The sequence below is a fragment of the Terriglobales bacterium genome (assembly GCA_035624475.1).
Classification (GTDB): domain Bacteria; phylum Acidobacteriota; class Terriglobia; order Terriglobales; family Acidobacteriaceae; genus DASPRL01.
Genome location: DASPRL010000312.1, coordinates 1 through 22,739 on the forward strand (window position 1 = coordinate 1; position 22,739 = coordinate 22,739).

The 22,739-nt window shown below is 67.7% G+C and carries 17 protein-coding genes and 1 other RNA gene; 15 read left to right on the forward strand and 3 right to left on the reverse strand.

Annotated features, from left to right (window positions below; translation table 11 throughout):
- The 5 genes from VEG08_12300 to VEG08_12320 all read left to right on the forward strand — a co-directional run.
- Nucleotides 1-618, forward strand: a 618-nt coding sequence (locus tag VEG08_12300) for a sigma-70 family RNA polymerase sigma factor (GenBank protein ID HXZ28765.1), incomplete at its 5' end; no start/stop codon positions are given.
- Nucleotides 619-1,095: 477 nt separating this feature from the next.
- Entirely contained in the window at nucleotides 1,096-2,457 is a 1,362-nt protein-coding gene (gene dnaB / locus VEG08_12305; protein ID HXZ28766.1) for a replicative DNA helicase, read from the forward strand.
- A gap of 47 nt (nucleotides 2,458-2,504) precedes the next feature.
- On the forward strand, nucleotides 2,505-3,773 hold the full coding sequence (locus tag VEG08_12310; GenBank protein HXZ28767.1) for an NAD(P)/FAD-dependent oxidoreductase: 1,269 nt from the start codon (nucleotides 2,505-2,507) through the stop codon (nucleotides 3,771-3,773).
- A 58-nt stretch (nucleotides 3,774-3,831) separates the two neighbouring features.
- Nucleotides 3,832-4,980 carry an alanine racemase gene (alr, locus tag VEG08_12315; GenBank protein ID HXZ28768.1) on the forward strand — a complete coding sequence of 383 codons (1,149 nt, stop codon included), beginning with the start codon at nucleotides 3,832-3,834 and terminating at the stop codon, nucleotides 4,978-4,980.
- A gap of 179 nt (nucleotides 4,981-5,159) precedes the next feature.
- Nucleotides 5,160-6,257, forward strand: coding sequence for an alpha/beta hydrolase family protein (locus VEG08_12320; protein ID HXZ28769.1), 1,098 nt, complete (start codon nucleotides 5,160-5,162; stop codon nucleotides 6,255-6,257).
- A gap of 197 nt (nucleotides 6,258-6,454) precedes the next feature.
- Here VEG08_12320 and VEG08_12325 read toward each other — a convergent pair whose 3' ends face one another.
- Nucleotides 6,455-7,270, reverse strand: a complete 816-nt coding sequence (locus tag VEG08_12325) for an enoyl-CoA hydratase/isomerase family protein (GenBank protein ID HXZ28770.1) — start codon at nucleotides 7,268-7,270, stop codon at nucleotides 6,455-6,457.
- Between the two features lie 163 nt (nucleotides 7,271-7,433).
- Here VEG08_12325 and VEG08_12330 point away from each other — a divergent pair, with 163 nt between their 5' ends.
- The 4 genes from VEG08_12330 to VEG08_12345 all read left to right on the forward strand — a co-directional run bounded on the left by VEG08_12330 (nucleotide 7,434) and on the right by VEG08_12345 (nucleotide 11,024).
- Nucleotides 7,434-7,955 (forward strand): hypothetical protein, encoded by a 522-nt coding sequence (locus VEG08_12330; GenBank protein ID HXZ28771.1) that lies wholly within the window; start codon nucleotides 7,434-7,436, stop codon nucleotides 7,953-7,955.
- Between the two features lie 73 nt (nucleotides 7,956-8,028).
- On the forward strand, nucleotides 8,029-8,490 hold the full coding sequence (rpiB, locus tag VEG08_12335; GenBank protein ID HXZ28772.1) for a ribose 5-phosphate isomerase B: 462 nt from the start codon (nucleotides 8,029-8,031) through the stop codon (nucleotides 8,488-8,490).
- A gap of 16 nt (nucleotides 8,491-8,506) precedes the next feature.
- Complete coding sequence (gene glyA / locus VEG08_12340; protein ID HXZ28773.1) at nucleotides 8,507-9,796, forward strand: serine hydroxymethyltransferase; 1,290 nt, start codon at nucleotides 8,507-8,509, stop codon at nucleotides 9,794-9,796.
- Between the two features lie 70 nt (nucleotides 9,797-9,866).
- Nucleotides 9,867-11,024: a glycosyltransferase family 1 protein gene (locus tag VEG08_12345; protein HXZ28774.1), complete on the forward strand. Its 1,158-nt coding sequence runs from the start codon at nucleotides 9,867-9,869 to the stop codon at nucleotides 11,022-11,024.
- A 147-nt stretch (nucleotides 11,025-11,171) separates the two neighbouring features.
- On the opposite strand, the gene rnpB is transcribed toward VEG08_12345, so the two are convergent.
- Nucleotides 11,172-11,634, reverse strand: an RNA gene (rnpB, locus tag VEG08_12350) — RNase P RNA component class A.
- A gap of 101 nt (nucleotides 11,635-11,735) precedes the next feature.
- Here rnpB and VEG08_12355 point away from each other — a divergent pair.
- The 3 genes from VEG08_12355 to hpnI all read left to right on the forward strand — a co-directional run bounded on the left by VEG08_12355 (nucleotide 11,736) and on the right by hpnI (nucleotide 15,547).
- A complete protein-coding gene (locus tag VEG08_12355; protein HXZ28775.1) occupies nucleotides 11,736-12,965 on the forward strand; it encodes an ABC transporter permease in 1,230 nt (409 codons plus the stop codon).
- A 2-nt stretch (nucleotides 12,966-12,967) separates the two neighbouring features.
- A complete protein-coding gene (locus VEG08_12360; protein HXZ28776.1) occupies nucleotides 12,968-14,230 on the forward strand; it encodes an ABC transporter permease in 1,263 nt (420 codons plus the stop codon).
- 141 nt (nucleotides 14,231-14,371) lie between these two features.
- Nucleotides 14,372-15,547, forward strand: coding sequence for a bacteriohopanetetrol glucosamine biosynthesis glycosyltransferase HpnI (gene hpnI / locus VEG08_12365; protein ID HXZ28777.1), 1,176 nt, complete (start codon nucleotides 14,372-14,374; stop codon nucleotides 15,545-15,547).
- Here the strand turns inward: hpnI and VEG08_12370 are convergent.
- On the reverse strand, nucleotides 15,544-17,370 hold the full coding sequence (locus VEG08_12370; GenBank protein ID HXZ28778.1) for a glycosyltransferase family 39 protein: 1,827 nt from the start codon (nucleotides 17,368-17,370) through the stop codon (nucleotides 15,544-15,546). The genes hpnI and VEG08_12370 overlap by 4 nt on opposite strands.
- A 119-nt stretch (nucleotides 17,371-17,489) precedes the next feature.
- Between VEG08_12370 and VEG08_12375 the strand changes: the two genes are divergently transcribed.
- Genes VEG08_12375 through VEG08_12385 form a run of 3 tightly spaced genes read left to right on the forward strand, consistent with a single transcriptional unit; the run spans nucleotide 17,490 to nucleotide 22,559 of the window.
- Complete coding sequence (locus VEG08_12375) at nucleotides 17,490-18,203, forward strand: TetR/AcrR family transcriptional regulator (GenBank protein HXZ28779.1); 714 nt, start codon at nucleotides 17,490-17,492, stop codon at nucleotides 18,201-18,203.
- A gap of 31 nt (nucleotides 18,204-18,234) precedes the next feature.
- A complete protein-coding gene (locus VEG08_12380) occupies nucleotides 18,235-19,386 on the forward strand; it encodes an efflux RND transporter periplasmic adaptor subunit (GenBank protein HXZ28780.1) in 1,152 nt (383 codons plus the stop codon).
- Nucleotides 19,383-22,559 carry an efflux RND transporter permease subunit gene (locus VEG08_12385; GenBank protein HXZ28781.1) on the forward strand — a complete coding sequence of 1,059 codons (3,177 nt, stop codon included), beginning with the start codon at nucleotides 19,383-19,385 and terminating at the stop codon, nucleotides 22,557-22,559. The genes VEG08_12380 and VEG08_12385 overlap by 4 nt, the downstream gene beginning before the upstream one ends.
- The last annotated feature ends 180 nt before the right edge of the window (nucleotides 22,560-22,739 follow it).

The window sequence follows — 22,739 nt, forward strand, 5'->3', positions numbered from 1 at the left end:
CTGATGAAGGCGGTGGACAAGTTCGAGTACCGCCGCGGCTACAAGTTCTCCACCTACGCCACCTGGTGGATCCGCCAGGCCATCACCCGCGCCATCGCCGACCAGGCCCGCACCATCCGCATCCCCGTGCACATGATCGAGACCATCAACAAGCTCATCCGCACCTCCCGCCAACTGGTGCAGGAGCTGGGTCGCGAGCCTACCTCGGAGGAGATCGCCAAGCGCATGGACATCCCCGTGGCCAAGGTGCGCAAGGTGCTCAAGATCGCGCAGGAGCCCATCTCGCTGGAGACCCCCATCGGCGAGGAGGAGGACAGCCACCTGGGCGACTTCATCGAGGACCGGGGCGTGGTCTCGCCCGCTGACGCGGTCATCAACATCAACCTCAAGGAGCAGACGGCGCACGTGCTCAGGACCCTCACCGCCCGCGAGGAGAAGGTCATCAAGATGCGCTTCGGGCTGGAGGACGGCAGCGAGCACACGCTCGAGGAAGTGGGGCAGTCGTTCGCGGTCACCCACGAGCGCATCCGCCAGATCGAGGCCAAGGCGCTGCGCAAGCTCCGCCACCCCTCGCGCTCGCGCAAACTGCGCGCCTTCATGGACGGCGTGCAGGACTGAACTTCCAGACAGCCACGGATTCTCACGGATCTTCACGGATAGAGCCCGGAAGGTCCGTTCCTTTTTGTTCTTGATCCGCGGTCATCCGTGTGAATCCGTGGCGGCTTGAAGTTGTTTTCCTTTTTTCCTCCGCCGTCCACAACAAATCCCGAATTCCCACAGCGTTTCCACCCCGGCGAGCGAGTTTGCAGTTGAGCGCCGGCGCCGGCTCGGGCACAGTGACGCGCAACGCAAGAACGGGAGCCGGTGAGGCGCTCGAAGGAGCGCGCTGCCGGGAAACGAGAGATCGGGCGCGAGGAGCCGGACGGGCACGGGGTCCGTCCCGCGGCGCGGCCCGGCAGACGGTGGAGCGCGCGTCCTCCCTGCGGAGGCGCGCCCCAACCCGGCTCCCGCTCACGGTGCGGCCCGCGCGGCTGGCGCGGGCCGCAATTCGTTTTTTCTTCGCCCAGTTATGGCATAATCCGGAAAGCACCTGCGATGGCCACCACCGACTACAGTCTCGACCGCGGCCTGCCCGCCAGCGTGGACGCCGAGCGCGCCATCCTGGGCGCCGTCCTGCTCGACAACCTGGCCTTCCACCAGGCGGCCGAGGCGCTGCGCCCCGACGACTTCTCCCTCGACTCCCACCGCCGCATCTTCGCCCGCATGGGCGAACTCTCCGAGGCGGGCCGCGGCATCGACATCATCACCCTGAGCGAGGGCCTGGCCGCCAAGAAAGAACTGGAGGCCATCGGCGGCGTCGGCTACCTCTCTTCGCTCACCGACGGCGTGCCCAAGCGCGCCAACATCGAGCACCACGTCAAGATCGTGCGCGACAAGGCGCTCTTGCGCGGCCTCATCCACGCCGCCCAGGCCGCCATCGTGCAGGCCTCGGAGCAGTCGGAGCCCGCCGAGGAGATCCTCGACGCCGCCGAATCCGCCATCTTCAAGCTCTCCGACGACCGCATCGGCTCCGGTTTCCTGGGGGTGAAGGAGATCGTGAAGGACTCCTTCGGCTCCATCGACGCGCTCTACTCGCGCGGCCAGCGCATCACCGGTCTGGAGACCCACTACGCCGACCTGGACGGCATGACCAGCGGCCTGCAGCCCTCCGAACTGGTGATCATCGCCGCCCGCCCCTCCATGGGCAAGACCGCCTTCGCTCTCAACATCGCCGAGAACGCCGCCGTCATGGACAAGAAGGTGGTCGGCGTCTTCTCCCTGGAAATGTCGCGCGAGGCGCTACTGCTGCGCCTGCTGTGCTCGCAGGCCCGCGTGGACTCGCACAAGCTGCGCACCGGCTTTTTGGGGCGCGAGGATTTCGAGAAGCTGGTGGCCGCGCTGGGTGCCCTCAACGACGCCCCCATCTTCATCGACGACACCCCCGGCATCTCCCTGCACGAGATGCGCGCCAAGTGCCGGCGCCTGCAGCAGACCCAGGGGCAGCTCGACCTGGTGATCGTGGACTACCTGCAACTGATGTCGCCCAGCGGGCTGGGCGGCAAGCGCTACGAGAACCGGACGCAGGAGGTCTCGGCCATGTCGCGCGGGCTGAAGGCGCTGGCCAAGGAACTGCGCGTGCCGGTGGTCGCGCTCTCCCAGTTGAGCCGCGCCCCCGAAAGCCGCGGCGGCGATCATCGCCCCCAGCTCTCCGACCTGCGCGAGTCCGGCTCCATCGAGCAGGACGCCGACGTGGTCGCCTTCATCTTCCGCGAGGAGGTTTACAAGCCCGACGATCCCGACCTCGACGGCCTGGCCGAACTCATCATCGCCAAGCAGCGCAACGGTCCCACCGGCAAGATCGAGCTGGTGTTCATCAAGCGCTCCACCCGCTTCGAATCGCGGGCGGTAGGCGAGTAGGACGAAATCGCATCCCGCCTGCGGGCGGTAGAATCTCATCCCTTGGGATGGCGGCGGCGCGCGTGGTCATCGTCGGAGGCGGGTTCGGCGGGCTCTACGCCGCCAAGGCCCTGGCCCGCCTGCCCGTTTCCATCACCCTGGTGGACCGCAAGAACCACCACACCTTCCAGCCGCTGCTCTACCAGGTAGCCACCGCGGCGCTCTCTCCCGCCGACATCGCCTCGCCCATCCGCGGCATCCTGCGCCGCGAGCGCAACGTGGAGGTGCTGCTGGGCGAGGTCACCGGCTTCGACCTCGCCGCCCGCCGCGTCCTCTGCCGCGACTTCAACCTCGACTTCGACTACCTCCTGGTCGCCGCCGGCGTCCGCCACGCCTACTTCGGCCACGACGACTGGGAGCCGCTGGCCCCCGGCCTGAAGACCCTGGAGGACGCGCTCGAGATCCGCCGCCGCGTGCTGCTGGCCTTCGAGATGGCGGAGCGCGAGGCCGCCACCGGCGCGCCTCTCACCCCGCTCAACTTCACCATCGTGGGCGCGGGACCGACGGGAGTCGAGCTGGCGGGAGCGCTCTCCGAGATCGCGCGCCGCGCCCTGATGAAGAACTTCCGCTCTATCGATCCGGCGCGCGCCCGCATCCTGCTGCTTGAGGCGGGGCCGCGCATCCTGCCCACCTATCCCGAGGAGCTGTCGCGCAGCGCGCAGCAGCAGCTCGAGCGCCTGGGCGTGGAGGTGCGCACCAACTGCAAGGTCACCGCGGTCGAGCCCCGCGGGCTGCGCTTGGGCGATGCCCTCCTGCCTTCGGCGGTGAACCTGTGGGCGGCGGGGGTGCAGGCCTCGCCGCTGGGCGCGGCGCTGGGCGGGGAGTTGGACCGCGCCGGGCGCGTGCGCGTACAAGCCGACCTCTCCCTGCCCGGGCATCCCGAGGTCTTCGTCATCGGCGATCTGGCCGCTTGCAGCGACGAGCATGGCCGGCCGCTGCCCGGCGTCGCCCCCGTGGCCATCCAGCAGGGAAGAGCGGTGGCGGAGAACCTCCGCCGCGAGTTCCGCGGCCAGCTCCGCCGCCCCTTCCACTACGTGGACCGTGGCAACCTGGCCACCGTGGGGCGCGCCGCCGCCGTCGCCGACTTCGGACGCCTGCGCCTCACCGGCTTCCCGGCCTGGGTGACCTGGCTGACGGTGCACATCCTGTGGCTCATCGGCTTCCGCAACCGATTACTGGTCGGCATCCAGTGGGCGTGGTCGTACCTCACCTACCAGCGCGGCATCCGCCTCATCACCGGCCCCACCGACCTGCCCGGCCGGGGGCCTTCGGTATAATCTCTCCAGCTTTGCGCGGCGGGCGGTTTCCCCCCCAACATCGCAAGGAGAGTCAGGCATGCGCCCCACCTGGGCCGAGGTGTCGCTGACCGCGCTGCGGCACAACTTCCGCACGGTGCAGCAGTATGTGGCGCCCAAGGCCACGGTGTGCGCCGTGGTCAAGGCCGACGCCTACGGCCACGGGGCGGTGGAGTGCGCCCACGCCATGGAAAAGGAGGGCGCGGTCTGGTTCGGCGTGACCTCGGTGGATGAAGGCGTGCGCCTGCGCCAGGGCGGCATCACCGGCCGCATCCTCATCCTGACCGGCTTCTGGCGCGGCGAGGAAGAGGCCGTGGCCCGCTACGACCTCACCCCCACCATCTGGGACTGGAACCACATCGAATTGCTCGAGGACATCGCCGAGAAGCTCAAGCTCGGCCCCCACGACGCCCTCCCCGTGCACCTCAAGGTGGATACGGGGATGTCGCGGCTGGGGGTGGCGATCGCCGACCTTCCCGCCCTGGCCGAGGTGCTGCGCGAGGCCCGCCACGTGGTGCTGGAGGGCCTGTTCACCCACCTGGCCTCCGCCGACGTCATCGATGCTCCCGACACCAACGCCCAGATCCGCCGCTTCGACGACGCCGTGACCGCGGTGGTCGAGAGCGGCCTCTCCCCCGTCTACTACCACATGGCCAACAGCGCAGCCCTGGCCACCCGCCCCGAGACCTGGAAGAACATGGTGCGCCCCGGCCTCTCGCTTTACGGCTACTACCTGCCCTTCGCCTCGGTGGTGAGCGGTTCCCCCGACCCCTCCTACGAGCTGCCGGTCAAGCCTGCACTCACCTGGAAGACGCGCATCCTGCAGGTGCGCGAGGTGGGCGCCGGCCAGCCCCTGGGCTACCACGGCGCCTACGTCACCCAGGCCCCGGCGCGCATCGCCGTCATCCCCGTGGGCTACGCCGACGGGCTCAACCGCCAGCTCTCCTCGCGCGGCCGCGTCATCGTGCGCCACGACTACGCTTCCATCGTGGGCAACATCGCCATGGACCTCACCCTCATCGACATCACCGGCATCCCCGGGGTGGAGGTGGGCGACGAGGTGATGCTGCTGGGCGAGAGCGGCCACCATGCCATCTCCGCCTGGGACATCGCCAGCCTCACCGGCACCATCCCCTACGAGGTGCTGTGCGGCATCTCCGACCGCGTGCCCCGGAAGTACGTGGAGTAGCACGCCCTCCGGCAGGTTGACCGGCTGGAGGGCGTCATCCTGAGCGGCCTTCAGGCCGCGAAGGATCTGGCGTGCAGCATCGCGGCACTCCGCGCGAGATCCTTCGGCGCTCAAGCGCCTCAGGATGACGCCTTCGGTCGAGGCACATCGCTCACTTTGTTAGACTGACTTACATCCCCATGCGCAAGCGTTATCAGCGATGGATGTACGACTGGGAGACGCGTCTCACCACGCGCGACACCAACCGCGTGGTCCGTCCCTTCGAATGGGGGTTGGAGTGGGCGCGCGCCTGGCCGGGAGTGGACGGGCGGCTGCCCGCCGGCGAGCCGCTCGCCGGATCCTTCCGCGCTCTCAACCGCGCGCTGGTGGCTGAGAGCGACCGCTTCTTCGCCTATCGCACCCCCGCCGACTTCCGCCTGGAGCGCCACGTCCCCGCGCATTTCACCGCGCGCGATGGGCGCGCCGGCCTGGGCGACGCCAAACGCAAGGCGCCTTACTTGCGCTTCACCTCGCCGGTCCCAAGCCCTTACGAGGAAAACAACACGGTGAGTGCGCGCTGGTTCCCGGCGCGCGGGCGCCGCGCCGTGGTCCTGCTGCCGCAGTGGAACTCCGACGCCGAGGGTCACAACGCCCTGGGCAAGCTGCTCAACCTGGCCGGCATCGCCGCGCTGCGCATGTCCATGCCCTATCACGACGTGCGCATGCCGCGCGAGCTGGAGCGCGCCGACTACGCCGTCAGCTCCAACCTGGCCCGCACCATCGACGCCGCCCGCCAGGCGGTCATCGAGGCGCGCTGCTGCCTCGACTGGCTTCAGCAGCAGGGCTACACCAACCTCGGCATCCTGGGCACCAGCCTGGGCTCCTGCTACGCCTTCATCGCTGCCGCCCACGATCCCCGCCTGCGCGTCTGCGCCTTCAATCACGCCTCCACCTACTTCGCCGACGTGGTATGGACCGGGCAGTCCACCCGCCACATCCGCGCCGGAGTGGAAGAGGCCATCACCCGCGACGAGCTGCGCGACTGCTGGCTGGCCATCAGCCCCATGGCCTACTTCGACAAGTTCCAGCGCTTCCCCCGGAAGTCGCTCATCGTCTACGCCACCTACGACCTCACCTTCCTGCCCGAGTTCTCCCGCCAGGTGGTGGCCGAGTTCGAGCGCCGCAAGCTCGAGCACGAGGTCGCCGTCCTGCCCTGCGGCCACTACACCACCGGCGAGAGCCCCTTCAAGTACGTCGACGCCTACAAGCTGATCTCGTTCTTCCGGCGCTCGTTCTAGCAGGAGGAGTCGGGAGTCAGGAGTCAGGGGTCAGGGGCATTCGTGTGGGATGGCGTCATCCTGAGCGCCCTTCAGGGCGCGAAGCATCTCGCGCGCAGCGGCTCGGAGGCTTCCCGCGAGATCCTTCGGCGAAGCGCCTCAGGATGACGCCCTCGAAGAGAGGTCTTACCTGACGGCTGATGGCTGACCGCTGACGGCTATTTGTTCTTCCACACCGGCTTGCGTTTTTCCAGCACCGCGCGCAGGCCCTCCTGCACGTCCTCCAGGGCCATGAGCTGGTTGAGGTAGATGTCCTGCGACTTCTTCATGGCGTCCTTGAGGGGCAGGCCGAGGGAACTGCCGATCACCTGCTTGGTCATCTCCAGCACCGGCCCGCTGAACTCCCCGATCTTGACCAGGATGTCGTCCACCGCCTTCTTCAGCTCCGCCTCCGGCACCACCCGGTTGACGAAGCCCAGGTGCAGAGCATCCTCCGCGGTCAGCGGGTTGCCGGTGAGGATGAGCTCGTAGGTCTTCTTGGGCCCGATGAGCTGCGGCAGCATGACCGCGGCGAAGGGCGGGAAGACGCCCATCTTGACCTCGGGCTGCGCGAAGCGCGCCGCCGGCGTGGCGATGACCACGTCCCCGAAGGCCACCAGCTCCGAGCCCGCCCCGATGGCCGCCCCGTTCACCACCACGATGAGGGGCTTCGAAACCTCGGCCAGCGCCTGGAAGACGCGGTTGAAGGCGTCCAGGGTCTGGAAGACGCGGTCCGGCTTGGAGTCCTCCAGCGAGATGCCGGCGGAGAAGGTCTTCTGCGGGACGTTGGGGAACTGCCCCGCCTCCAGCAGGATGCACTTCATGTCTCCGCGCCCGTTCAGGCTCTCGATGGCCTCCGCCATCTCCGTCATCAGGGGGATGGTGAGCACGTTGTAGGGCGGGTGGTTCAGGGTGAGCCGCGCCACGTACGTGGAGGTATCGAACTTGATGAGCTTGTAGCCCTGCGCGGCCTCGCTGCCGGCGGTGGTTGCCATGCTTCACCTCGGGTTCTGGGTGCGGAGATTATGAGGCGAAAGCCGCTTCAGGACAAGCCCGGAGCGGGGTCGCCGGACCCGAGCATCCTGGCTTCCCGGCGCCGCATCGAAAAGCCTGTCTGCGGGTTGACAATAAGAAAAGACCTCTCCCAGGAAGGAACTCATGCTCCGCTTCCGCCACAGTCTGCTTCTGGCGGCGCTGGTGCTGGCCGGGTTAGCCGCAACCGGTCAACAGAGCGCCCCTCCCGCTTCCCGTCCCACGCCGCCGGCCCGCGCCGCCGCTCCCGCCTGGCGCCAGGTGCAGGATAAGGACGGCCTCTGCCAGTGGGCCATTCCGGAGACCTGGCATCCCATCGCCGGCGAAGACACGCTCATCCAGTTCGGCCAGGGCCGCGCCGCCGCCTCCTTGCACCACAATCCCATGAAGGACTGGGAGCAGTTCAAGGAGCACATCAAGCTGCAATACCAGCCGGGCAAGATCCTGGAAGACAGCGGCGACCGCTTGTGGTTCCAGTACGCCAAGGGCAAGGACGGGGTGCACTACTACGTGGCGCGGCCCGCCGGCGCCGCCGCCTGCGCCGCCCAGATCGATATCACCAGCCGCGCCGACCTCAAGACCCTGGGCCCGGTGGCCGAGCGCATCGCCGCCAGCGTGGGCCCGGTGCCGCCGCCGGTTGCGCCGTAGAAGACGATCCGCCGCGGCCCCACGCGCCTCCGCGGTTCCGGCCCCGCCGGGAAGGCGGTAGAATGGGCCTGCCATGAAGATCGCCATCGGCGCCGACCACGCCGGCTTCGAGCTCAAGGAGAAGATCCGCCAGCGCCTGGCCGCCCAGGGCATCAGCATGGACGACCAGGGCACGAACTCCACCGACTCGGTGGACTACCCCGACTACGCCCGCAAGGTGGGTGAAGAGGTGGCGCGCCGCCAGGCCGACCTCGGCATCCTGGTGTGCGGGAGCGGCATCGGCATGGCCATGGCGGCCAACAAGGTCCCGGGCATCCGCGCCGCCAACGTCACCAGCGAGCAGGAAGCGCAGTTGAGCCGCGAGCACAACGACGCCAACGTGCTGGCCCTGGGCGCTCGCTTCCTCGACGAGCAGAAGGCTTTCTCCATCGTGGACGCCTGGCTCAAGGCCTCGTTCGCCGGGGGCCGCCACCAGCGCCGCGTCGACAAGATCGCCGAGATCGAGCGCGAAGAGGCCCGCGCCGCCAACGACTGACAGGAAGAAGGACGCCATGAAGAACCAGCGCATGTCCCGCCCGCTCTCGGAAGTGGATCCCCAGGTGGCCGCTGCCATCGCCGGCGAGGAGCGCCGCCAGCACGAGGGCCTGGAGCTGATCGCCTCGGAGAACTTCGTCAGCGAGGCCGTGCTCGAGGCCATGGGCTCGGTCTTCACCAACAAGTACGCCGAGGGCTATCCCGGCAAGCGCTACTACGGCGGCTGCGAGTTCACCGACATCGTGGAGAACCTGGCCCGCGAGCGCGCCAAGCTCCTCTTCGGCGCCGAGCACGCCAACGTCCAGCCCCACGCCGGCTCCCAGGCCAACATGGCCGCCTACGCCGCCGTCATCCAGCCCGGCGACACCATCCTCGGACTCAACCTGGCCCACGGCGGCCACCTCACCCACGGCCATCATCTGAACTTTTCCGGCAAGACCTACCGCGTGGTGCCCTACGGCGTGAACAAGGACACCGAGACCATCGACTACGACGAACTGGAGAAGCTGGCGCTCGCGGAGCGCCCCAAGCTCATCATCGGCGGCGGCTCCGCCTATCCCCGCATCATCGACTTCGCGCGCATGCGGCAGATCGCCGACAAGGTGGGCGCCCTCTACCTGGTGGACATGGCGCACTTCGCCGGGCTGGTGGCTGGGGGCGTGCATCCCTCGCCCGTGCCCCACGCCCAGATCGTGACCACTACCACCCACAAGACGCTGCGTGGGCCGCGCGCCGGCATGATCCTCTCCAAGCAGGAGTACGCCGCCGCCATCGACAAGACCGTTTTCCCCGGGCAGCAGGGCGGGCCGTTGGTGCACATCGTGGCCGCCAAGGCGGTGTGCTTCCACGAAGCCATGCAGCCGGAGTTCAAGGAGTACGCCCGCCAGATCGTGGCCAACGCCAAGGTCTTGGCCGAGACCCTGGCCGGCGAGGGCTTCCGCGTGATCTCCGGCGGCACCGACACCCACCTCATGCTGGTCGACGTCTACAGCCGCGGCATGCTGGGCAACGAGGCGGAGAAGGCGCTGGGCGACGCCGGCATCACCGTCAACAAGAACGCCATCCCCTTCGACACCAACCCGCCGCTCAAACCCAGTGGCATCCGCATCGGGACGCCCGCGCTCACCACCCGCGGCATGAAGGAGGCGGAGATGCGCCAGGTCGGCCGCTGGATCGCCGAGGCGCTCAACAACCGCTCCGACGCCCCCGCCCTGGCCCGCATCCGCAAGCAGGTGCTGGAGCTGTGCGAGAGCTTCCCGCTCTATGCCGAGCGCCGCGCCCGCGCCGCGGTGGAAGCCCGGGCCTGAGTACCGGGTACCGAGTACCGAGCAGGTTTTTGGCCGACGACCGAAGGCCGAAGACCGACGACTGGTTCTTGTGAAGATCGCCTTCGACATCCGCCGCATCGCCGACTTCGGTGTCGGCACCTATATCCGCAACGTGGTGCGCACCCTGGCGACTTTGGATGCCGCCAACCAGTACCTGCTGCTCGGCCAGGAGGCGCACTTCCGCGCCCTGGGCAGCCTGCCCGAGAGCTTCTCGCATCTGCCCTATGACCTGCCCGAAAGCTCGCCCCGCAACCTGTGGGAGTTTTCCGCGGCGCTCAAGCGCGTGGGCTGCGACCTGGTGCACGTGCCCCACCTGGCGGGCCTGCCGCAGCGCTTTCCCTGCCGCTACGTGGTGACGGTGCACGACCTGCTGGCCTACATGGTGGCCTGGCAGAGCGGCTCCGCCTGGCGCCGCGCCCTCAACTTCCGCTTCACCCGCCGCCTGCTGCGCCGCGCCGGGCGCGTGCTCGCCGTCTCCCACTTCACCAAGAGCGAGATCGAGCGCTACTTCCGGCTGCCCGCGGAGCAGGTCGAGGTGGTCTACAACGCCATCGACGAGCGCTTCCAGCGCGGCCACGCCAGCGACGCCGACCGCCGCTTCATCGCCGAGCGCTACCAGGTGCAGCATCCCTTCCTGCTCTACGCCGGCAACATCAAGCCGCACAAGAACATCGTGCGCATCATCGAGGCCTTCTCCGCGCTCAAGGGCGAACTCCAGAAGGAAGGGAAGTTCGAGGACCTGAAGCTCATCATCATCGGCGACGAACTCTCCCAGCACCCCGACCTGCGCCGCACCGTCATCCGCAGCGGGGTGCAGAACGACGTGCGCTTCCTTGGCTTCGTGCCCATCGAGGTGCTGCGCATCTTCTACGACGCCGCCAAGATCTTCGTCTTCCCCTCGCTCTACGAGGGCTTCGGGCTGCCCCCGCTGGAGGCCATGGCCCACGGTACCCCGGTGGTGACCTCCAACTCCTCCTCGCTGCCCGAGGTGGTGGGCAGCGCCGCCGTGCTGGTCAACCCCGAGAACGTCTTCGAGATCCGCAACGCCCTGCAGCGCGTGCTGCTCGACCAGGAACTGCGCGAGCGCCTGAAGCAACGCGGCTACGAGCAGGCCGGACGCTACTCCTGGGAACTCTCCGCCCGCCGCATCCTGCAGGTCTATGAAGAGGTCGGCCGCCAGGCCAAGTCCCGCGCCGCCGCCGCGTGAGTCAGCCCGCCTTGCGGGCGTCAGAACCCAGCCCGGCACCTGAGTGCCGGGTCATGGCGGTTTCTTGATCCGAGTCCCGCAGGGACGACAGAGTTCTGTGCCGCAAAGTTGAAGCCCGTCCCCGCGTTTCCGCAGGGACGGGCGCTCAGTGCAGCCGGAACTGTAAGCCGAATTCTGTCTGCCGGTCGCCCGGCAGGGCAGTCATTCCTCTTGGCCCGCCATCACTGACGGGCTCCAGCGACCTACCCGGGAGTTCGGACGAACCGGGCCGGCTCGTGCTCGCCTTGCGGCGGGCTCCTCCCCTATTTGGTCTTGCTCCGTGTGGGGTTTGCCCTGCCCCGCCCATTGCTGGACGGGCGGTGCGCTCTTACCGCACCTTTTCACCCTTACCCCGCCGGTTCTCCAAGCACAAGCGAAGAACCGATCGCGCTTGGCGAACCGGCGGGGCGGTATGTTTTCTGTGGCACTTTCCGTCGAGCGGCCTTGAGGCCGTCCGCCCGGACGTTATCCGGCACACTGCCCTGCGGAGTTCGGACTTTCCTCCCCCGTTCCCGCGCAGCCCGGGCGAACCCGGCGTCCGCGGGACGGGAGCGACTGCCCGTTCCGGCTGCTACAGCCTCATTATAAAGGATGCGTCCTTTCTCGCGCGCCCGCCGTAGTTGATCCCAGGGCCCGGCCCTGGCAGGGAACTGCTAGACTGAATCCTCGCCCATGAACGTCCTGGAAGCCATCCGCATCGCCCTGCAGTCGCTGTGGGCGAACAAGCTGCGCTCGGTGCTCACCCTGCTGGGGGTGGTGATCGGCGTAGCGGCGGTCATCGCCGTGGTCACCTTCGTCAACGGCATCAACCGCTACGTGGCGGAGAAGATCTTCAACCTGGGCGCCGACGTCTTCATCGTCAATAAGACCCCCAACGTCATCACCGACATCGAGACCTTCCTGGAGACCCAGAAGCGCAAGGACCTGACCCTGGAGGACTACCAGGTCCTGCGCGACACCTGCAAGAGCTGCATGATCCTGGGCGCCAGCACCAACACTTCCGACGGCCACGTCAAGTACGGCCAGCAATCCTCCTCCGACACCGGGGTGCGCGGCTGGACGCCCTCCATGGGACGCATCTACGACCTGGAGCTGGTGGAGGGTCGCGGCATCACCGAGAGCGACATGGACACCGCCACCCGCGTGGTGGTCATCGGCAACGACATCGTGGAGAACCTGATGGCGGGCACCGACCCCATCGGCAAGGAGATCCGGGTGGACGGCAACGCCTACACCGTGGTCGGGGTGGCCAAGAAGCAGGGCAAGACCCTGGGCCAGAGCCGCGACAACTGGGTCATGATGCCCATCACCACCTGGCAGCGCCAGTACGGCGCCCACACCCCCATGCGCATCTGGGGCAAGGCCTATGGGGTGGGTGCGGGGCTGGACCGCGCCTTGGACGAGGTGCGGGTCATCCTGCGCGGCCGCCGCCACGACCTCCCCGGCAAGCCCGACTCCTTCGAGATCGAGACCAACCAGAGTTTTCTCAGCCTGTGGGCCTCCATCAGCGAGAACTTTTTCGCCGTGACCATCGCCCTGGCCTCCATCTCGCTGATCATCGGCGGCATCGTGATCATGAACATCATGCTGGTCTCGGTGACCGAGCGCACCCGCGAGATCGGCATCCGCAAGGCGCTGGGGGCGCGCCGCCGCGACGTGATGGCGCAGTTTCTCATCGAGTCCAGCACCATGGCTCTGGTGGGCGGCCTCCTCGGCATCCTGCTGGGCATCCTGGTGGCCAAGACCGTCACCCTGCTCATCGGCATGCCCTCCGCCATCGCTCTGTGGGCGGTGCTGGCCGGGGTGATCGTCTCCACCAGCGTGGGCGTCTTCTTCGGCGTGTACCCGGCGCGGCGCGCCGCCGACCTCGACCCCATCGTCGCCCTGAGGTTCGAACTCTAGCCATGCTGCGTCGGCGCGATTACGGAGAAGCGGTGCGGCTGGCCCTCGACACTATCCGCTCCAACAAGATGCGCTCCGGCCTGACCGTGCTGGGCATCGTCATCGGAGTGGCGGTGGTCATCATGATCTCTTCGGTGGTGAGCGGGCTGCGCCGCAACATCAACGCCTCCGTCACCGAGTTCGGCTCCAACATCATCTGGGCCTACCGCTTCGACTTCTTCACCTTCACCCGCCCCAGCGAGGAGATGCGCACCCGCAAGGAACTCACCCGCGAGGATGGCGACGCCCTCGCCGGCCTGCCCGGCGTGGACTCCGTCACCAGCGGGGTGCGCTACTTCAATCCCGTCTTCGGAGTGGGCACCTACTCCCTCAGCTACCAGGGGCGCAAGGCCTCCAACGTCATCCTGGAGGGCGACACCGCCGGCGTCCGCGACGTCTACGACATCCACATGAACGCCGGCCGCATGTGGACCGACTTCGAGGACCAGCACCGCGACCCCGTGGTGGTGCTCGGCTACGATACCGCCGAAACCCTCTTCGGCCGCCAGCAGGCCGTGGGCAAGCAGATCAACATCGAGGGGGAATTGTTCACCGTGATCGGGGTCGCCGACCAGCGCAAGTCCGTCATCAGCGGCGGCAAGAACCCCGAGGACAACATCGCCTACTTCCCCCTGGGCACCCTGCGCAAGCTCCACCCCGAGCTCAAGGACCACCTTATCAGCGTCAAGGCCGTCTCCCACGCCGCCATGCCCCAGGTCATGGACGAGATGCGGGAGGTGCTGCGCCGCCGCCGCAAGCTCACCCCCGCCCAGCCCGACAACTTCGCCATCATGACCCAGGACTCCCTCTCCGAGTTCTGGGACCAGATCACCGGCGGCCTCTTCATCTTTATGTTCGCCGTCTCCAGCGTGGGCCTGATCGTGGGCGGCGTGGGAGTGATGAACATCATGCTGGTCTCGGTCACCGAGCGTACCCGCGAGATCGGGGTGCGCAAGGCCATCGGCGCCCGCAAGCGCGACGTGCTGCTGCAGTTCACCCTGGAGGCCGTCACCCTCACCGCCCTGGGCGGCTGCCTGGGCATCCTGCTGGGCATCGGCGCCATCCAACTGGTGCAACTGGCCTGGTCCGCGCTCCCCGTCTACGTCTCCCTCTTCTGGATCGTGCTGGCCTTCAGCATCTCCGCCGCCGTGGGCCTGGTCTTCGGCATCTATCCCGCCTGGAAGGCCGCCAACCTCGACCCCATCGAGGCCCTGCGCTACGAGTAGACCGGCGGCCAACCCCAGGCGTATCCTGAGCGTCTGAGCCCTTATCCCGAATGGGACCTTGGCGGGATTTGCGGTTGTGAGTCAGCCCCTCCGGGTGCGAAGATATACGGAACTCTCCTCCTTTAGCCTATGGGCCATTGGTTGCTGGAATACGTCGCGTTGCTGGGGACGCTCTGCGGGCTGGGCTACTACCTGCTGTGTCTGCTGGGTGCACAAGCCTTCCTGCGGAGGCCGCGCCAGGCGCCCGCGGACTTCACCCCGGGGGTTTCCATCCTCAAGCCCCTGCGCGGCACCGATCCCGAGGCCTACGAGAGCTTCCGCAGCCACTGCCTGCAGGACTATCCCGAGTACGAGATCATCTTCGGGGTGCGGAACGAGGACGATCCCGCCGTCCCCCTGGTGCGGCGGCTGATCGAGGAGTTTCCCCAGCGCGCCATCCGCCTGGTGATCTGCCCCGCCACCCTGGGCGCCAACCGGAAGGTCGCCACCCTCATCCAGATGCTCGGCCACGCCTCCCACCCCTACCTGCTGGTGAACGACAGCGACATCCGCGTGCCCCGCGACTACCTGCGCCGGGTCCTGGCCGGCTTCGCCGACCCGCGCGTGGGCATGGTCACCTGCCTCTACCGCGGCATCGCCGGGCGCACCCTGGGCTCCGCCTTGGAGGCGGTCGGCATCAACACCGAGTTCTTTGCCGGGGTGCTGGCGGCGCGCCAGGTGGAGGGAGGCATCCACTTCGCCTTGGGCTCCACCCTGGCCTTCCGTCGCCCCTCGCTCGCCGCCATCGGCGGCCTGGAGCCCCTGCTCGATTACCTGGCCGACGACTTCGAGTTGGGCCAGCGCATCGCCGCCGCCGGCTACGAGGTCCACCTCTCCGAGGTGGTGGTGGAGAACTATCTGCCCGACTATTCCTTCTCCGCCTTCCTGCACCACCAGCTGCGCTGGGCGCGCAGCACCCGCGACTCCCGCCCCTGGGGCTACGCCGGCCTGCTCCTTACCTTCGCCGTGCCCTGGGCGGCGCTGGCGGTCCTGGCCGCCCGTGGCGCTCTCTGGAGCTGGGGCGTGCTGGCGCTGGCCGTGGTGCTGCGCTTGGGCGTGGCCTTCGCCGTCAGCCGCCTGGTCCTGGAGGACCGCCGCTGGCTCGGCTGCCTCGCTCTGGTCCCGCTGCGCGATGTGCTCGCCCTGGGCGTCTGGCTGGCCAGCTACGCCGGTCACACCGTGCACTGGCGCGGCGACCAGTTCATCCTGGAGAAGGGCAAACTCCGCCCCATCGCCGAGGCCGTCCCCGCCGCCGACGCCGCCACCCCCGCGCCCTAGTTGGGCCGGTTGCTCAGGATGAGCTTGCCTCCGCTGCGCGTCACCTCGTAGACGGGCGCGCCGCCCTCCCGCAGCAGCTTGGGGGTTTCATCCTCCGGCGTGAACAGGTACACGCGTGTGGGACCGCTCCACAGCCGCGCCAACGAGGCGTCGTCCTCGAAGACCCGGGGCGCATCCGGGAAGAACGACCCGTACCACAGGTCGGCCTCGCGGTGGTTCAGCATGTGCACGGGGACGCCGGTGTAGAAGTTCAGCGTGGAGCCGTCCTCGTAGTCGCCGTTGATCACGATCAATTCGCCCGGCCGGTAACGCCGCTCGATGGCCTGCGCCAGCTTCTTGGAGGAGAGCACGGGCTCGAAGATCACCAGTCCCTGGTGGGCGCAGGCCAGGACGACCACCATCATGGCGGCCAGGGCGAAGTTGCTCTTCCCGGGAGCGCCCCGCCGCCGGAACCACCAGGCCAGCCCGGTGCCCAGCAGGAAGGCGATCCCCGTCCCCAGCAGGGGAAGGCGGAAGGCGCCCAGCGCCTGCGGCGTCAGGTCGAGCATGTGTCCCAGCGAGAGCGCGTACTCCTCGGGATGCTTGCTGAGCAGTTCGGCGATGTCCACGCCCGGCGGGGCCGGCCGCGACGAGACCAGCAGCGCGGCCGTGGCCACGAACACGCCCACCCCCACTCCCAGCAGCACCGTCGCCGACCAGCGCCCGCTGCGTCGCAGCGGTTCCTCCTCCGCCTCCCGTCCCAGCCAGCCGCCGATCAGCAGGGCCAGTCCCGGCAGCGCCGGTACCACGTAGTATTCCTGCCGGGTCGAGAAGCTGAAGAACAGCAGGATGAATCCCGCCCACAGCGCAAACAGCAGGTTGGCGCGGCCGCGTGTGTCCAGCTTCCCCCGCCATTCCCGCCAGCGCCGCGACACCTGCCCCAGTCCCTGCGCCAGGAAGGCGCTCCAGGGCAGCAGCCACACCAGCATCAGTCCCCAGAACAGGAGCAAGGGGACGGTGCCGTAGTCGTGGGGCACGCGCTTATTCAGGTAGCGCAGGAAGTGCTCGTTGACGAAGTAGAACCACAGGAAGCCCTTCACCGGTCCCTGCGCCGGATTGCGCAGCGCCGCCAGCACGTGCCAAGGCGCCGCGATCAAGAGCAGCACCAGCGTGCTGGAGAGCACCCTCATCCTGCGCAGATGGCGCACGTTGCCGGTCAGGATCAGGTACAGTCCGGCGATGGCCACTGGGAAGACGATCCCGATCAGCCCCTTGGTCAGCGCGTTCAGCGCGGCGGCCGCCGCAAAGCCCCAGCAGGCGGCGCGCGTCGGCCGTGCCTCGTCCAGCGTCTGCAGGAAGAAGTCCAGCCCCAGCAGCAGCCACAGGCCTACCAGGATGTCGGGAATGAGGAAGCGGGTGAACAGGTAGGGGCCGAAGCCGGTGGCCAGGATGAGCGCGGAATAAAAGCCGCCGCGCTCGCCGTACACCCGCCGCCCCAGCGAGCAGGTGGCCAGCAGCAGCGCCAGCACGCCCAGCACCAGCGGCAGTCGCGCCGTCCACTCCGTCACTCCGAAGAGCCGGAAGCTGGTGGCGATGCCCCAGTACATCAGCGGCGCCTTCTCCAGGTAGCGGATGCCGTCGGCGTAAAGCGTCACCCCGTCGCCGCGCAGCAGCATCTCCTTGGCGGCCTCGGCGTGCACCGAGTCGGCGTCGTCGAGCAGCGCCCGCCGCGACAATCCCGGCACATAGATCAGCAGCCAGCACAGGATCAGGGCGAAAAGGAAGAGGCGGTGGCGGCGGGAGGGGCCGGCGGCGGCCTCGCGGGATGGGTTCTCCGGCGGCAAGTCCCCGATTATACGGGAGGCAAAAATGGCGGCGCGACTCGTCCCGGTGGTGGCGCCGTTTGGTCCCCGGGCGGTTGCATTTCCCCGCCGGAGTTGGCTAAAGTAAGTGATTACTTACCATGCCCGCGACCGCCCCCCGCTTCTCCGCCCAGGACCGCCGCCAGCAGATCATGCAGGTGGCCATGGAGCTGTTTGCGCGCCAGGGCTTCAAGGGCACCACCACCCGCCAGATCGCCGACCAGGCCGGGGTCAACGAGGCCATCGTCTTCCGCCATTTTCCCTGCAAGGACGACCTGTACTGGTCGGTCATCGAGAGCAAGTGCCATCTGGGCGAGCGCCGCAGATGGCTGGAGCATGAGTTGCAGCAGGGGGGCGAGGACCGCCACCTCCTCACCGGCATCGCCGAGGAGATCCTGCAGCGCAACTGGGCCGACCCGGGCATGAGCCGCCTGCTGTTCTTCAGCGCGCTGGAGAACCACCGCCTCTCCCACCGCTTCTTCCGCACCTATGTCGCCGAGCGCTACGAGGCCCTGGCGCGCTTCATCCGCGGGCGCATCCGCGCCGGCGTCTTCCGCCGCGTGGACCCGCTGCTGGCCGCCCGCGGCTTCCTGGGTATGGTGGTCTACCATTTCCTCATCCAGGAACTGTTCGGCGGCAAGCGCTACCAGAAGTTCGACCCCAGGGAAGTGAGCGCCACCCTCACCGACATCTGGCTGGAGGGCATGCTCACCCGCGGCCCTCGGCGCCGTCTCCACGGCAAAGCGCGGCGGAACGGCGCAAGCCGCACGCCCCTGCAGTTTCCCTCGGCCCCATCCTCGCGCAAAGGAAGGTAAAGCAAGCGTGAAGGCAGAGAAGCGCTCTTTTGTGAAGCATGGCGGACGGGCGGGCGCGGCCGCGCTGGCGGCCGCTGCCGTCCTGCTGCTGGCGGGCTGTGGCGGCAAGCAGCCTGCCGCGGTACGCGAGGCCATCCCGGTCATGGCCACCACCGTGGCCCAGAAGGACGTTCCCCTGCAGGTGAAAGCCATCGGCACGGTCGAGGCCTATTCCACCGTGGCCGTGCGCTCCAACGTCACCGGGGAGATCACCGACGTCCACTTCACGGAAGGCCAGGACGTCAAGAAGGGCCAGCTCATCTTCACCATCGACCGCCGCCCCTTCGAGGCCGCGCTCAACCAGGCCGAGGCCAACCTGGCTCGCGACACGGCCCAGGCTAACAACGCCCAGACCCAGGCCGAGCGCTACACCCACCTGGTGCAGCAGGGCGTGGTCTCGCGCGACCAGGCCGACAGCTATCGCACCGCTGCCGAGACCGCGCGCGCCGTGGTCGAGGCCGACAAGGCCGCCGTCGAGCGCGCCAAGGTGGACCTCAGCTATTGCTCCATCTATTCCCCCCTGACCGGGCGCACCGGCAACCTCATGATCCACCAAGGCAACCTGGTGAAGGCCAACGACACGCCCATCATGGTGAACATCAACCAAGTCACGCCCATCTACGTGACCTTCTCCATCCCCGAGCAGAACCTGCCCGAGGTGAAGAAGTACATGGCCCAGGGCAAACTCGAGGTGGCAGCCCACATCCCCAACGATCCCCAGCCGGCGGAAGGCGTGCTCAGTTTCGTGGACAACACCGTGGACACCGCTACCGGCACCATCAAGCTGAAGGGCACTTTTGCCAACCAGGACCGCCGCTTGTGGCCGGGTCAGTTCGTGGACGCGGTGCTCACCCTGACCACCCAGCCCAACGCCATCGTGGTGCCCACCCAGGCGGTGCAGAACGGCCAGCAGGGACAGTTCGTCTTCGTCATCAAGTCGGATCTGACGGTGGAGTCGCGTCCGGTCACGGTGGGCCGTTCCGTGGACAGCCAGAGCATCATCGAGGCCGGCTTGCATCCCGGGGAGCAAGTGGTCACCGACGGCCAGTTGCGCCTGGTCCCTGGCGCCAAGGTGGAGATCAAGAACAACTCCCGCGCCGTGACCAACCAGGGCGTGCCGGCGCCCCCTGGAGCCGGCTCATGAACCTCGCCGAACTCTTCATCAAGCGCCCGGTCATGACCACCCTGGTCATGGCGGCCATCCTCATCTTCGGGATCGTGGCCTACCGCACCCTGCCGGTCAGCGACCTGCCCAATGTGGATTTCCCCACCATCAGCGTGAGCGCCAGCCTGCCCGGGGCTAATCCCGACACCATGGCCTCGGCCGTGGCCACCCCCCTGGAGCGGCAGTTCTCCACCATCGCCGGCTTGGACTCCATGACCTCGGTCAACGCCCAGGGACTGACCAACATCACCCTGCAGTTCACCCTCAGTCGCGATATCGACGCCGCCGCCCAGGACGTACAGGCGGCCATCGCCAAGACCCTCTCCCAGCTCCCCCAGAACATGCCCGCCCCGCCCTCCTACCAGAAGGTGAACCCGGCGGACCAGCCCATCCTGTATCTGGCGCTGGGCTCCACCACCCTGCCGCTCTCTACCGTGGATGAGTACGCCGAGACGCTGATGGCGCAGCGCATCTCCATGGTCAGCGGAGTGGCCCAGGTGCAGGTCTTCGGCTCACAGAAGTACGCGGTGCGCACCCAGCTCGATCCCCGCGCCCTGGCCACGCGCCAGATCGGCATCGACGAAGTCAACAACGCCATCGCCAACGCCAACGTCAACCTGCCCACCGGAACCCTGTGGGGCCGCAACCAGGCCTTCACCGTACAAGCCAGCGGCCAGCTCACCGAGGCCAAGGAATACGACCCCGTCATCGTGGCCTACCGCAACGGCTCGCCCGTGCGCCTGCGCGACGTGGGCCGCGCCATCGACAGCGTGGAGAACGACAAGATCGCCAGCTGGTTCAACGACCACCGCGCCATCGTGCTCGCCATCCAGCGCCAGCCCGGCACCAACACCGTCGAGGTGGTCAACAGCATCCGCGCCCTGCTGCCCACCTTCCGCGCCCAGATCCCGGCTTCGATCTCCCTCGACACCCTCTACGACCGCTCCGTTTCCATCCGCGACTCCGTCAACGACGTCAAGTTCACCCTCTTCCTCGCCCTCTGCCTGGTGGTCATGGTCATCTTCCTGTTTCTGCGGAACCTGTCCGCCACCATCATCCCCAGCCTGGCCCTGCCCATGTCCATCGTGGGCACCTTCAGCGCCATGTACCTGCTGGACTACAGCATCGACAACCTGTCGCTCATGGCCCTCACCCTGAGCGTGGGCTTCGTGGTGGACGACGCCATCGTCATGCTGGAGAACATCGTCCGCCACATGGAGGGCGGGGAGCCGGTGATGCAGGCCGCCCTCAACGGCTCCCGCGAGATCGGCTTCACCATCCTCTCCATGACCCTCTCCCTGGCCGCCGTCTTTCTTCCCGTGCTCTTCATGGGCGGCATCCTGGGACGCCTGCTGCACGAGTTCGCGGTCACCATCATGGTGGCCATCCTGGTCTCCGGCTTCGTCTCCCTCAGCCTTACCCCCATGCTGTGCAGCCGCTTCCTGCGGCACGCGCCCGCGGCCAAGCACGGCCGCCTCTTCCAATTGTTCGAGAGCGCCTTTGACGGCATGCTCGGCCTCTACGCCCGTACCCTCAAGCCCGTGGTTCGCCACCGTTTCGCCACCTTGATGGTTTCCCTGGCCATCTTCGGGGCCACCATCCTGCTGGCTTGGGTGATGCCCCTGGGCTTCCTGCCCAGCGAGGATACGGGCTCCGTCTTCATGTTCACCGAGGCCGCTCAGGGCGTCTCCTTCGACGCCATGCGCGAGCACCAGAAGGAGCTCGCCGCCATCGTGCTCAAGTCGCCCTACGTGGACAACATCATGTCCAGCATCGGCGCCAGCGGCCCCAACTCCGCCATGAATACCGGCCGCATCTTCATGCGCCTCAAGCCCCGCTCCACCCGTCCCAGCGCTGACGAGTTCATCCAGGAGATGCGCCCCAAGCTGGCGGTGGTCCCGGGCATGCGCGCCTTCATGCAGAACCTGCCGCCTATCCGCATCGGCGGCACCCTCACCAAGAGCCAGTACCAGTTCGCCCTGCAGAGCCCCGACACCCAGGAACTCTACGAATACGCTCCCAAGCTGGAGGCGGAGCTGCGCAAGCTTCCCGGCCTGCAGGACGTCAACACCGACCTGCTGATCTCCAATCCCCAGGTCAACGTGGACATCGACCGCGACAAGGCGTCCACCCTGGGCGTCACCGCCAACCAGATCGAGGACGCCCTCTACACCGCTTACAGCTCCCGCCAGATCTCCACCATCTACGCTCCCAACAACGAGTACCGCGTCATCATGGAGCTGGAGCCGCAGTACCAGGCGGATCCCGCCGCCCTGGGCATGCTCTACATCCGCTCCTCCAGCGGCTCGCTGGTGCCCCTGGATTCCGTGGCCAAGCTCACTCGCAGCCTGGGCCCGCTCACCGTCAACCACATCGGCCAGTTGCCCGCCGTGACCCTCTCCTTCAACCTCAAGCCCGATGTGGCCCCGGCCGACGCCTTCAAGGCGGTCGACGCCACCGCCCATCGCATCCTCCCGCCCACCATCAGCACCAGCTTCCAGGGCACCGCCCAGGCCTTTGAGTCCTCGGTGCGCGGGCTGGGCCTGCTGCTGGTCATGGCCATCCTGGTCATCTACATCGTGCTGGGGATCCTCTACGAGAGCTTCATCCACCCCATCACCATTCTGTCGGGCCTGCCTTCGGCGGGCTTCGGCGCCCTGCTCACCCTCATCATCTTCCGCCTGCCCATCTGGCCGATGGACTGGCGGGTCACCGACCTCAACATCTACGGCTTCGTGGGCGTCATCATGCTCATCGGCATCGTCAAGAAGAACGCCATCATGATGATCGACTTCGCCCTGGAGGCGCAGCGCAAGGAAGGCAAGAGCGCCGAGGACGCCATCTACGAAGGCTGCCTCATCCGCTTCCGCCCCATCATGATGACCACCATGGCCGCGCTCATGGGCACTCTGCCCATCGCCCTGGGCTTCGGCGCCGGCGCCGCCGCCCGCCGCCCCCTGGGCTACGCCGTGGTCGGCGGCCTCATCTTCTCCCAGCTCATCACCCTCTACATCACCCCCGTCTACTTCACCTACCTGGAAAGCTTCCAGGGCTGGGTCAAGCGCAAGCTGGGCCGCAAGAAGGCGAAGGAAGAGGAGAAGGCGCCGGAAGAGGTGCCCGTCCTGAACGGCAACACCGTCCCCGCGGACTGAACTTCGCGAGTCGCCGTCCCGCCCTCGCCGGACGGCGTCATCCTGAGGCGCTTCCGCGCCGAAGGACCTCGCGCGCCGCACCGATCCTGCTTGTCCCCCTGTCCACCCATCACACCCCCCTGTGACTTCAGTCACAGCGTTTCGTGTCCAGACCCGGCAGATTAGTCTCCTCGGGAGGAA